General features: G+C 39.6%; 15 protein-coding genes. 1 reads left to right on the top strand and 14 read right to left on the bottom strand.

Annotation, left to right across the window (positions count from 1 at the left end; all coding sequences use genetic code 11):
• Window positions 1-17: 17 nt before the first annotated feature.
• Complete coding sequence (locus PHC76_RS01920) at window positions 18-383, top strand: toxin-antitoxin system YwqK family antitoxin (RefSeq protein ID WP_299974010.1); 366 nt, start codon at window positions 18-20, stop codon at window positions 381-383.
• Here the strand turns inward: PHC76_RS01920 and PHC76_RS01915 are convergent.
• The 14 genes from PHC76_RS01915 to PHC76_RS01850 all read right to left on the bottom strand — a co-directional run bounded on the left by PHC76_RS01915 (window position 380) and on the right by PHC76_RS01850 (window position 11,909).
• The gene (locus PHC76_RS01915) at window positions 380-1,357 is read right to left on the bottom strand and encodes a DUF475 domain-containing protein (protein WP_299974008.1); all 978 of its coding nucleotides are present in this window, start codon (window positions 1,355-1,357) and stop codon (window positions 380-382) included. The genes PHC76_RS01920 and PHC76_RS01915 overlap by 4 nt on opposite strands.
• A 53-nt stretch (window positions 1,358-1,410) precedes the next feature.
• Window positions 1,411-1,665, bottom strand: coding sequence for a hypothetical protein (locus PHC76_RS01910; RefSeq protein WP_299974005.1), 255 nt, complete (start codon window positions 1,663-1,665; stop codon window positions 1,411-1,413).
• Window positions 1,662-1,907 carry a helix-turn-helix transcriptional regulator gene (locus PHC76_RS01905; protein WP_299974002.1) on the bottom strand — a complete coding sequence of 82 codons (246 nt, stop codon included), beginning with the start codon at window positions 1,905-1,907 and terminating at the stop codon, window positions 1,662-1,664. The genes PHC76_RS01910 and PHC76_RS01905 overlap by 4 nt, the downstream gene beginning before the upstream one ends.
• Window positions 1,908-2,262: 355 nt before the next feature.
• Window positions 2,263-3,495: a sensor domain-containing diguanylate cyclase gene (locus tag PHC76_RS01900; protein ID WP_299973999.1), complete on the bottom strand. Its 1,233-nt coding sequence runs from the start codon at window positions 3,493-3,495 to the stop codon at window positions 2,263-2,265.
• Entirely contained in the window at window positions 3,492-3,998 is a 507-nt protein-coding gene (locus PHC76_RS01895; protein WP_299973996.1) for a YfiR family protein, read from the bottom strand. The genes PHC76_RS01900 and PHC76_RS01895 overlap by 4 nt, the downstream gene beginning before the upstream one ends.
• Entirely contained in the window at window positions 3,995-5,932 is a 1,938-nt protein-coding gene (locus tag PHC76_RS01890) for a TonB-dependent siderophore receptor (protein WP_299973993.1), read from the bottom strand. The genes PHC76_RS01895 and PHC76_RS01890 overlap by 4 nt, the downstream gene beginning before the upstream one ends.
• Before the next feature lie 86 nt (window positions 5,933-6,018).
• Complete coding sequence (locus PHC76_RS01885) at window positions 6,019-6,711, bottom strand: 2OG-Fe(II) oxygenase (RefSeq protein ID WP_299973990.1); 693 nt, start codon at window positions 6,709-6,711, stop codon at window positions 6,019-6,021.
• Window positions 6,712-6,713: 2 nt separating this feature from the next.
• Complete coding sequence (locus PHC76_RS01880; protein WP_299973987.1) at window positions 6,714-7,100, bottom strand: biopolymer transporter ExbD; 387 nt, start codon at window positions 7,098-7,100, stop codon at window positions 6,714-6,716.
• A gap of 3 nt (window positions 7,101-7,103) precedes the next feature.
• Window positions 7,104-7,547, bottom strand: coding sequence for a TonB-system energizer ExbB (exbB, locus tag PHC76_RS01875; RefSeq protein ID WP_299973985.1), 444 nt, complete (start codon window positions 7,545-7,547; stop codon window positions 7,104-7,106).
• Window positions 7,548-7,566: 19 nt separating this feature from the next.
• On the bottom strand, window positions 7,567-8,430 hold the full coding sequence (locus PHC76_RS01870) for a HAMP domain-containing sensor histidine kinase (protein ID WP_300209747.1): 864 nt from the start codon (window positions 8,428-8,430) through the stop codon (window positions 7,567-7,569).
• Window positions 8,396-9,058, bottom strand: a complete 663-nt coding sequence (locus tag PHC76_RS01865) for a response regulator transcription factor (protein WP_299970880.1) — start codon at window positions 9,056-9,058, stop codon at window positions 8,396-8,398. The genes PHC76_RS01870 and PHC76_RS01865 overlap by 35 nt, the downstream gene beginning before the upstream one ends.
• Window positions 9,048-10,055 (bottom strand): dihydroorotase, encoded by a 1,008-nt coding sequence (gene pyrC / locus PHC76_RS01860; RefSeq protein WP_299970877.1) that lies wholly within the window; start codon window positions 10,053-10,055, stop codon window positions 9,048-9,050. Before pyrC ends, PHC76_RS01865 begins: the two co-directional genes overlap by 11 nt.
• 245 nt (window positions 10,056-10,300) lie before the next feature.
• Window positions 10,301-11,479 (bottom strand): ammonium transporter, encoded by a 1,179-nt coding sequence (locus PHC76_RS01855; RefSeq protein ID WP_299970874.1) that lies wholly within the window; start codon window positions 11,477-11,479, stop codon window positions 10,301-10,303.
• A 91-nt stretch (window positions 11,480-11,570) separates the two neighbouring features.
• The gene (locus tag PHC76_RS01850; RefSeq protein WP_299970872.1) at window positions 11,571-11,909 is read right to left on the bottom strand and encodes a P-II family nitrogen regulator; all 339 of its coding nucleotides are present in this window, start codon (window positions 11,907-11,909) and stop codon (window positions 11,571-11,573) included.
• Window positions 11,910-11,944 lie beyond the last annotated feature (35 nt).

Here is an 11,944-nt window from a genome sequence, read left to right as displayed (position 1 = left end):
TATTTTGGAGACAACTATTGAAATCATTTATACTACTTCTCTCTTTATTATCTATCGTCAATAGCGCTGAGATAAAAAAAGAGTTTTATCCCAATGGGAATATCGAACTCGAAGAGAGTTATGAAAATGGGGTTAAAAACGGTCCTGCTAAAAGTTATTTTGAAAGCGGTAAGCTTGAAGCTGAAATGAATTATATCAACGGCAAACGTGACGGTATCACCAAAAGCTATTTCGAAAACGGACAGCTTGAATCGATTGTTACCTACACCAAAGGTAAGCAGAACGGATTAGTACAAAGTTATTACGAAAATGGGAAATTGGAATCCGAAGTAATGTTTCAAAACGGCACTCCCATAGGGAGTACTAAACGGTATGCGCGTTAAATTTGATTGAGCTGTCGGTTTTCGTATATCGAATGGATGAAAGCGATGGATATTAATCCAATCCCAATGGTTCCAGTCACCATTTCACTTACCGGCATGGTGATTTTCATCAACATAATAATCGCTAAAATACCGATTGCATAGTGGGCACCGTGTTCAAGGTATTGAAATTGAGATAATGTTTTGTGCTCAACAAAATAGAGGGTAATACTCCGTACAAACATCGCACCTACACCCAATCCGATCATGATAATGAAAATATTACTGGTGAGGGCAAACGCTCCGATGACACCATCAAAACTGAAACTTGCATCGAGTATTTCGAGATAGATAAATCCAGCTATCCCACTTTTTAGTGTATCGGATGAGAGGAAATGATCCAGCATCCCCAGTAATGAGTGAAGCAATACCCCATACATAAATGCCAATACGACACCAAAATCTTGTGTCACATGTCCCAAACCAATCCCTACGATTATCGCTGTAATTAACTCAATATTAGCAATCCCGGAAACGTGTTCCATCGCTTTAGAACCTTCGACAAACGTCACCCACTTAACATCATGTTCGTCGAAGAAAAAGTCTAAAAATACCATCAACAAAAATGCCCCACCAAAAGCAAAAATAGTCGATTCTGCCCCTTTAAGTGCTTTTTCATATACATCCGGTTGATTCATCGCAACTTGTAATGTCTCTATAAGTCCCATCCCCGTAACAATCGAAACAATCGCAAGGGGGAACACAAGACGCATACCAAAAACAGCTATCGGAAGACCAAAATAGATAAACCGCTTTTGCCAAATCGGCTCCATCGTCTCTAACACTTTGGCATTGACAACCGCATTGTCAAACGAGAGAGAGACTTCAAGGACGATTAATAAAAAAGTGATGTAGACAGCGGCAAGACCGCCAAGATAAAAAGCGGCTATCAAACCGATAGCCATGATTAAAAAGGAAGAATAAAAGTAGCGCATAACACACCCTGAGTTAAGATGCGATATTATAGACTATTTAGCCTATTAAAGAATTATTTATGACTAAAAAAGCCTAATCGTCGTCCTATCCTCTTTTGCTTTCGTCGAACAAAAAGTTTGGCATTTTGATAACTTTTTAAATATTTTTGAGGGTGAACCAATATCATAACACTTTTTGCCCCCTCTTTTAAACGCGGCGCATAATTATTACATGCCATTTTACATCTCTCAAACGGTGATTGGTTCACCGACATGGATAAAAAGATATCATCTAAAGCTATACGTTCACGTTCGCTTAAACAACTCATTTGCCACCTTTTAATTTATTAATACGTCGCACCACACGAATTATCTCTTCATCCTCTAACATCCCTAGCATTTCTAGCACCGCATTGGCTGCTTGAGGTTTAGCATTACCTAACCGCCAGTCTTGGTAGGTGCGCATGGAAATACCCAATGTCTCTGCCATCTCTTTTTGCGATATTTTTTTCCCGTTACGCTGTGCCTCAAGAGCATTATGCAAGAGATTAAAAAGATCGTTTGTTTCCATCAGAGCAGTATACGTTTTTTTGAATTAAATAAGTATTAAACTGAATTTAAATACTTAATATATATATTTTAATGTATTTTATATGATTATTTATACTTTATAATTACTATTAAAAACACTATATATAGTTAAATATATATTTTAATATATATTATATACGGTTTTTCGTATGTTTATTAAATGAATAATTTTATTTTTTAGAAGTATTTCAATGCAGTTATTACATAAAAATGGAAGCTAATAAGTAGTTAATATTATGGTACTGTACAAAGTAATATTGTTATGTATCTTTTGAAGAGGGAAAGTAGATTAAAAAAGTTTGCTTCATTTGATTATTGAAGTCAACTATTAGATTTTATCCTCGGTATATCTGAAAATTATTTTTTCCATTATTTTTTGCTTCATACATTGCTTCATCAGCTGTTCTGATTAACGAACGAACATCATGCGCATGTTTTGGAAAGCAGCTAACACCTATGCTGGCTCCTACCTTGACGTATTGTCCTTCCAAAGCTACAGGAGTTGATACTGCAAAAATAACTTTCTGTGCGATTTGTTCAATCGATTCAAGATTAGATGTACTCTCAATAATCACAGCAAATTCATCTCCTCCGATACGAAAAATAAAATCATTTTGTCGAAGAGTATGGATAATACTTTCACTGACATGACGTAGTAACATATCACCAACATCATGTCCCATACTGTCGTTTACTATTTTAAAATCATCCAAATCGATCATCAAAAGATAACAAACTGTTCCATAGCGTTCAGCATTCCCTACAGCCTGAACAATCCGTTCTTCAAAGTAATGACGATTTGCAATTCCACTCACGCGATCATAATACGCAAGTTGCTGCATTGAAAGATCCCGCTTATGAATCTGAGACATCATTTCCCCAAAAGCTTTTGAAAGTTTCCCTACCTCATCTTTGGAATCAATTGATATTGAGGCATTATAATCTTGTACAGAAGTCACTTTTTGTGCTACAGCAATCAAATGCATTAATGGTTCTGTAATAGTATGACTGATCTTAGAAGCTACGTAACGGGCAAGTACAAATCCAAATAGTGCTACCGATAAAATAAGTATCCAAAAAAACGATAAACGCGTATAAAAGGAATTTAAACCACTAACAAGTGTCAATGATCCAACATACTCCGTGCGCAAATAAATTGGCTTTACAATCGTAACCTCAGAAAAAGAGAAATGTTCATTGTACATGACAGGAGTATTTAAAGATTTCAAATAAGGTGGCTTAGCTTTCTTAGAATAATAAAAACTTTCAAATAATCCTCCATTAGGAAGAATTAAATACGCGGCAATCATATCTTCTGACCCATTTAATGACGCAAGAGTCTCAAACGCCGATTCTTTATCACTAAATGCCATTGCTGCTGCGGAACTTTCCCCTATAATCTCCGCTTGAACTCTTATTTCATGTAGCACAGCATTACGTAAAGCATAATATTCGTACACAACCATCACTAAAAATACGGGTAAAAAAGCAAGAAAGATACCTAACATGTGTGAATAAATCAATTTTTTTTGGATAGGCCATTCATTTAAACGATTGAGAAAAATCACTGTTCAACCTTACGTGCCAATTTCAATAATCGAGAGCTCAATAATAAATTACTATATTTTAATGCTTTCAGACTAATATCAAAAGCAAGTTTTCGTCCTTCTCGAATAATAACAATATGAGCATCATTGCTACTCGCATTTTCTGAAACGATTAGAACCGGTGTTTTGACCAATTGACGGATCATTTTTTCACCGTTTTGCCCCTCACTTTCAGGGATAAAAAGCATTTGACACCCTTTAGCTTCTTCGGCAGTCGTCACATTTAACACTTTAACTTTTTTATTTCCAACTATTTTATTTTGAAGAGCATCAGAAGCACTCCCCAAGTTTTCTTTATAAAAACACATGTTAAACCCAGTTGATTCTTCCTCTTTCGGCCAATCGGTCAACAGGGCAAAATTATATAAATACGCTGCTTTAAGTGTGTATTCTGGAAGAGCATCCGCTCGAAGTCCCGCTGAAAGCATGACAGCTACAAAAAAGAGTACGATTATCTGTTTCATCGGAAGTTATACTCCCATTGAATCCAAAATGCCCGCCCATTTTGAGGATAAAGTAAATCTCCGTTGCTTTGCGGATCAACAACATCCCCATACGTTTTATTAAATAGATTACTCACTTTTAGCGAAAGATCACTCTTAGGAACCCATTCATGTGAAAGAAGAGTTAGATTCGTCAATGTATGAGATGGGGCATACTCTTGACGTGCATCCGTATAAAGTGGACGAGTTCCCAAATACTGTATATCTAGCCCCATCCGTAATTTTTCGTCCACAAATGGTACCGAAAAATTCAATTTGGCAATATGGTGTGGTGCGTTTACTAATGCAAGTCCGGTATCCGACTCGCTTACATTTTGATAGGCGTAACTCGTCCGCAGACGGGTACGATTATCCCAATATTTCTCAAATTCCACTTCCACACCACGAGCATCAATCCCGTTATTATCTTTTTTAGAGATTTGGTCCCGAAGGCGATACTGATAAAAAGAGGTTAGAATTTTGTTTTGATGATCCAATCTCTCTTCAATAACAAGTTCATTTGTATGTACACGCTCAGGTGTTAGAGTTGTATCCTCTGAAGGGGTTGCTTGTCGATGGGTTATACCGGTAGAGAGTTTAACTTCTGTACTTAAGCGGGGTTTCCAAATCAATGCCGCTTGCGGAGTGAACGCATGATATCCATTATCACTTTTTTCATACCGAGCCCCATAATTTAATTCCCATACTTGAGACCATCTCCACTCGTCGTAACCATAAACACTGTATGTTTTTCTAGCCGGATAGCTCCCATGATATGACCACCAAACATCATTTGCCACAACATCGGTAAAAACATGGGAGTTATCCCATCGGTAGTCATGACGGTATTCTGTTCCTATTGAAATAACATGATCATCAAACCATGTTCCAACCAATTTTACATCACCACCATACCATTTCGCATCATCTTTAAACTCCATCAAAGAATCCATTGAGCTCATCGATACAGAATCTTCTAATGCATATTGATAAGAACCATACCAAACAGAAGAAGAGAATTTTAAATAATTGGTTATATCGAAATCGGCAGCCAATCGAATAAATCGGTTCTCATCATGATTGTGAATCGCTTGGTCGTTCCATTCACCGGCATAAGGATAAGAAGGAATATCGACATTACGCTTTGAGTATGCAGCTACAAGAGAAAAGTATTCATAAGAACCTTTAACGAAAAGTTTTTTTGAGTTTTCACCATGCTGATTACTTTGAAGCGTATCAATGCCATTTATATTATATGTATAACTTTGACCGTTACTATCATAATCTGAAAACGATGTTACGATATCAACACCATTTTCAAACCGTTTACCAAATGTAGCCCGTCGGCTTAAAGTTTCATAACGTCCAAAACCAAGTGCCACCTGAGTTCCATCGATGTCGGAGCCTTTTTTGGTGATAATATTGATTACACCCAGTAATGCCCCGTTACTGTATCCGGCCGAACTCCCACCGGGGATATATTCGACACGCTCAATCATCGAGACATCCAGTATTCCGTCATTGCCGAGATACGCTTGCCCAAACATACTATCATCAGCGCGGTATCCATCAATCAGTACCGCGATTCGACCTGCATACTCTTTTGGGGTACTGTAACCACGCCCTGCTAAAAAAGTATACGAATAATCTTGAAAGGTATGCAATCCACGCATACTCCCCAAGATATCCCCTAATGTTTGATAACCGTAATCTTTTATATCCTGCGCTGTAACAATCGATACGGCTGAAGCGGCATTACTGATTTGATTAGCGATGTGACTGGCGGGGATATATTCGGTTTGGAGAAGCTCTTCTAAAGGGATTGTTGTCACATCTTTAGGAGTGTCATCTGCGCTCAAAAATGTAGTAAGAGCTAAAGAAATCAAAAAAAGGGATCGTAAGCGTGACTGACTCATAAGCATAACAGCTTATATCCCCCTCTTCAGAATAAAAATAATTCTCTATTCTACCAAAAAATAGATTAGGTTATGCTCCTAATTCTTTATAGTGCATTATGCCATTGAACAAGAGAGAGTCGAAACCCCTCTTTGACAGGAAGCACTTCATGAGAAAAATAAGGGTTACTGAGAAAAACTACCATATCTCCCGCTTCGGGGCGAAGAGTTATCGTATTGCCATACTGATCACAGAGATAATTAAAAAGTAGCTCTCCACCACTAAAATGATCCGTATCCGTCGGATGGGGAGTATAGGAGGTGGTAAAGAGGACGGTGGTAAGGACTCTCTCTGGAGCGACTGTTTTGTAACCAATTGTATCGCCATCATGATTACGAAGTTCACTCGCATCATCACTGTGTTTGAGATAAAATCCCCCCTGCTCGTAACCTAATACTTGTACATCGGTTGGTGTACTAAGCGAAAGAGCAAAAAACTCTTCTATCTCACGACGAACCGCATCAAAACGGTGCTCATACATGAGGCGATGTTCAGGGCTAAGGGTATGAATATCGGTTTTACGAATAGCAGTATCAAGAGCACGTCCACGAAGTTCTGCCCGTACCGCTTCTTTATCTGACAATGCCCAAGCGGTAATAGCGCGACACTCAGCGGGGCTAAGAACCCCCTCTAATACCATATAGGGAAAATCATTATACGGATTAGGAAGACGCTTAGTCGGAATATCCCAACCTAAAAGTTCATCCTGAGCATAAACGTAATTACTGATTTGATGCATCGTTATTTTTGCTTATCGGTCACAATATAGAGCTGTTCATGCCCCAGACGTTTGAGAACATCCATCACTCCGACGAAGTTTTGGAATGCCGCATCTTTATCGCTATAAAGCACTACTGTCATCTCTTTTCCCCCTGAAACAACCCGTTGTTCGAATTGTTCTAAACTCACCGTGGTGGTTTCATCAACCCAGAGGGTTCCATCTTTTTTGATGGTGAGTTTTAGTTCTGATGGTTTATGCTCGGTTGCGCTCCCCTTGGCATCCGGTAAATCAACGGGGATAAGTCCGGTTCGTATAAAGGTCGCGGTGGTAAGTACCATGACGAGCAGTACGAGCATAATGTCGATAAAGGGGATAACGTTGATGGTATCCATACGTTTCATTTTCATGGGTTACCCTTTGTTTTTAATTTCCCACATAGTGAGGAGTCTCTCCATTTTACGGAGCAGGATGTTATAGAACACGATAGAGGGGATAGCGACGACGAGACCCATTGCGGTTGCTTTAAGGGCGAGTGCCAATCCTGTCATAATTTTTTTGGGATCGACTGCTCCGATATCACCTAGGCTATAGAAGGTAATCATAATTCCCAGTACGGTTCCTAGTAGTCCAACGTAGGGTGCGTTTGATCCTATGGTGGCGATAGTGCTCACGTTATTACCCAAATCGAGTTCGAGTTCTTCTTTATTTTTGTACTCTTCGAGTCGGAGTGAGCCGTAGCTCATCATTCTCTCGATAAAGAGCCATAATGAGGTGATACTCATGATAATAAGGATTCCGATGATTCCGTAATCTACTCCCATATGGGCGAACTCTAACATGCTGCTGTTTTCCATTTTTTGTCCTTTTTAGATTTTAACCATTTTTTTTGCGTGGTAAATCAAGGGTAATACACGTCCCCTCACCCACTTGCGATTGAACACTTAACACTATACGATGACGATCACAATAGCGTTTAACCAGCCCCAGCCCGATTCCATATCCCGCCATTGTTTTATCACTTTGATAATACGAATCAAAAATTTTCATGAGGGTCACCTCATCCATACCGCACCCTCGGTCACAAATACTCATCGCATTGTTAAAGAGTTTAATCGTGATATATGGCTCTGTAGGGGAATATTTTACCCCGTTATCCACCAGATTATCGATTACTTTAGCCATACCGATAGGATCGAGATCTACAAGAAAGGATTCACAACGGATATCCCATTCTACACTCGGGTATAAACCATTCAAAAAGACAAATCTCTCTTCGATTAGCTCTTTAAGATCAAAGTTTTTTATAACTTCACGTTCCATCTGTTTTTGTATCAAATAATCGAGCTCATTATACCGTTCTTTTAACATCTTCGCAGCCAATTCTATCCGCTCAAGCCGTTTTTGAGACTTCTCATCGATATGGGTTTTACGCAACATCTCTACATTTGCTGTGATAGTATTGATAGGAAGATTGAGTTCATGAAGTGTCTCTTTTGAAAAACGGTCGAGATGATAAAAATGCTCTTTAAGCGGTTCAATGGCGATATGCGAAAGGATTTTTCCCAATCCGATAGAGCCAACTAACACCCCAAGCGCAATCACCCCCCATTGATTGATATGAGCTATCTCATGGAGCGTGTAAATGACCGCAACAATAACGGCAACCCCCATCACAAAAAGGGCAATCAGGGCAATTTCAACACTACGGAACAAGCCGATACCCCAATCCTCTGACATTCAGGATACGTTCATTACCTATCTCTTGCTTCAGTCTGGTGATGTAAACACGAATCGCTCCTTCACTGGAAGGTTCAGAAGCACTCCATAGTTCATTGGTTATCATCTCTTTGGTTACCACTTCACCCGCATTTCGGATAAAAAGTGTCATTAACTGATACTCTTTCGGTGAGAGAAGTATCTCCTTTCCTTCCACTAAAACTACTTTATGCTGGGTGTCGATACTCAAATCACCAACACTTTGAATCTCTTTCGCTCCACCACCACTCCGACGTAAAAGAGCATGGATACGGACTAGCAATTCATCCGTTGCAAACGGTTTTTTTAAATAATCATCCGCACCGTTTTTAAACGCTTCGGTCAGTACAGTAAGCTCTTGGTGAGAAGTGAGAAAGATAGCAGGGGTTTGATCATGTGAACCGCGTAATTCACTCAAAAGTGATAATCCATCTATCAATGGTACATTAATATCAAATAAATACAGGTCGTATTGATGCTCATAGGTCGAGCTCAAAGCCTCTTGTCCATTAGGGCAAAGAGTTACTTCAAACCCCTCTTCCTCTAAAAAATCTTGAATCGATTCACCGAAGAGAGGATCATCTTCGAGCAGAAGTATTTTACTCAACACGTTCGATTGACCATTTTAAAGTTTCTCCCGCCATCATCGGTACAACCTCCCCATACATCTCAGGAACCACAAAATCGTGTTTTATAAGCACTACCTCTTTAAAATCGGGACATATCCCATAGATTCTCTGTGCATTATCACTCACAAACGCTTGAAGATTATCGAGTTTTTTATGCGCATCAAACACTTCACAAAGCAATTGCAAGGCAATCGGAGCGGTAAATACCCCTGCTCCACACCCACACGATTCTTTAGTATGTTTTGGGTGGGGTGCGGAATCGGAGCCAAACATCACTTTCGGATGGGCTTCAAGTGCCACTTTTAAAAGTGCGCTACGATCTTCGGGACGTTTGGCAATTGGTTTGCAAAACAGATGGGGGCGGAGCATCCCTCCCGCTACATCGTCAAGGGTAATCATCAAATGATGAACAGTAATCGTCGCATATAAGTTCTCATATTTATCAAGCATCTCAACAGCTGCGGCCGTGGTGATATGTTCCATAATAATTTTTAGACGGGGAAAATTAATGGCAAGTTTTTCATACACACTCATAAATTCCGCTTCGCGATCCATTACAAACCCATTTGTCTCACCATGTACTGCAAGAATTATCCCCAAATCGCTCATCGCTTCAAGCGTCTCACGCATCGGCTCAATGTCAAAACTAACAACACCACCCTCAGAGTTTGTGGTAGCACCACTGGGGTAAATCTTAATAGCGGTGATATGGTTCTGCACACTCTCCAAAAACTCACGGGTGTAGTTTTGGTAAAAAAGGGTCATATAGGGTTCAAAATCATCCGCTTCCATTGCCACTTTAATACGATGCCGATACTCTTTTATCCCTTCAAGTGTCGTTAGCGGAGGGACAAGATTAGGCATTACCAAAGCACCGCTAAAACTGTACGAAGTTAGCGGAGCAACAATATTTAGCATATCTCCATCACGAAGATGTACATGCATATCCAGTGGCATAGTTAGCGTTAATGATTTCATAGATATACCTTATTCAACTCATTTTTAAAATCAATAGACATAGTTTCCCTTTGCATACAACATTAACAAATTATACAATGTGAACAGTAAAAGAGTGTTATATGGGGCAAAAAACCCCACTGAAAGAATAATAAAGAAGTGTTACAGAAGTGTTAATAAAGCGCTGATTCTGCGCGCGGGCATCGCGCCGAGCGAAACTCAGCGTTAGCGTAGCCAATCGGGACGCGTTCCGATGGCGTAATAAATCAAATGGCTCTTTTAAATTCAGGATAGGCTTCAAGCCCGCATTCACTAACATCAAGCCCTTGCTGTTGTTCCTCATCGGTTGCACGGAAAGGGAATACCTTATTAAGGAGATAAATAATAATAAAAGAAACAGGGAACACAAACAGTGCTATTTCCGCAACCCCTTTAAACTGATTTATAAAAGTGATATTTTTTGCGGCATCACTTGCAAAAATACCGACAGCCAACGTCCCCCAGATACCGTTCACAAGATGAACAGACAATGCTCCAACCGGATCATCAATACGCACTTTATCAAACAGTGGAATAGCCAAAACAACTAAAATTCCACCGATAAATCCTACCGCTAATGCATCATAAAGGGAAAATAAATGAGCACCTGCAGTTACTGCGACTAAACCGCCTAATGCACCATTAAGAATCATTGTAATATCAAAAAGTTTATAACGTGCATAGATCAACATTCCCGCAGAAATTGCCCCTGCAAGACCGGCAACGTTGGTATTAAAAACCGTCAAAGCAACGCTATCGGCCATCTCTTTAGTGGCAATACTCCCCACAGATCCACCGTTAAAACCGAACCATCCGATCCACAACAACATCGCTCCCAAAACAACAAGAGGAATATTGGATGCAGGGATAACACGCATTTGATCCCCTACGTAACGCCCTTTACGTGAACCGATAACCAATATTGCCGCAAGCAATGCCCATCCACCCGTAGAGTGAATAACGGTAGAACCTGCCAAATCAACCATATTCAAATCAAAAATAGTATCCTTAATCCAGTCGCTTCCCCAGCTGATATTCACCGCCGTTGGATAGATAAAGCCACCCATTACAACCGTAAAAAGGGTTAATGGCAGTAATTTTGCCCGTTCACCGACTCCACCGCTCATAATATTGATTGCTTTTCCGACAAATGCCATTTGGAACATAAAAAATGCCCAATAACTCATCGTTTGTGTAGGAGCATTTCCAAACGCTAGATGAAATCCGACCAAAATAAACGCCATTGAAGCCACCGCGTAAATCATTACATTGACGGTCAAAACGCTAGAAACGTTTTTAGTACGCACCAAACCCGCTTCGAGCATCGCGAAACCGGGAACCATTAAAATAATCAATGTGATTGAAAAAAGGGCAAAGAGAGTGTCGATCACGTATGCAGTATCCATGCATCACCTTTAATTAGAGATAAAGGTGTGCATTATATAACCAATTAAATGGTCTTAAGAAGAGTTATTGATTAAATTTTAATCAATGTGATCAAATAGCTTCGATATCTGTTTCACCGGTACGGATACGGATAACTTTGTTAATATCACTAACGAAGATTTTACCATCACCGATTTTACCGGTACGTGCTGCTTCGACAACCGTGTTGACCACTTGATCAACCATCGCGTCATCCACAACCATCTCCATTTTGATTTTTGGCAAGAAATCAACAACATACTCAGCACCGCGATACAATTCACTGTGCCCTTTTTGACGACCGTAACCTTTTACTTCACTGACCGTCATACCTGTAATGCCGATTTCAGCAAGTGCGTCTTTTACATCTTCTAGTTTAAATGGTTTAATAACCGCTTCAATTTTTTTCATTGTTAAAGTCCTTAAAATTAGGTTTCTTAAATAAA

Source organism: Sulfuricurvum sp. (genome assembly GCF_028710345.1).
GTDB lineage: Bacteria > Campylobacterota > Campylobacteria > Campylobacterales > Sulfurimonadaceae > Sulfuricurvum.
This window is presented reverse-complemented; position numbering and strand designations above follow the sequence as displayed.